Source organism: Halomicronema sp. CCY15110 (assembly GCF_016888165.1).
Lineage (GTDB): Bacteria > Cyanobacteriota > Cyanobacteriia > Phormidesmidales > Phormidesmidaceae > Halomicronema.
The window spans coordinates 1-230 of the sequence record NZ_JACSWC010000064.1 but is presented as its reverse complement, the minus strand read 5'-3'; the positions used below and the strand labels follow the sequence as shown (position 1 = coordinate 230).

1 protein-coding gene is annotated in these 230 nt (G+C 67.8%); it reads right to left on the bottom strand.

Features of this window, described 5'->3' with window-relative positions:
- Positions 1–230, bottom strand: a 230-nt coding sequence (locus JUK32_RS00660; protein WP_204136938.1) for an efflux RND transporter permease subunit, incomplete at both ends; no start/stop codon positions are given.

Sequence of the window (230 nt, the reverse complement as noted above, 5' to 3'; positions counted from 1 at the left end):
TGGGCGCTGGCCCCCCACTGGTCAATGCGCTGCCCCGACTGCATCATCGCCCCCACCACCACCGCGGGCTTGCCCCCCACCAGCGCCAGGTTAATCAGCGGGTCGCGCACCCCCCGACGCACCTGGGCAATGTCGCCCAGGCGCGTAAACTGCCCGTCCTGGGTGCGAATTGGGATCTGGCGAATCTGCTCGGTGCTCTCCAGGCCGCTGTCTACTTCAATGGCCAGGGT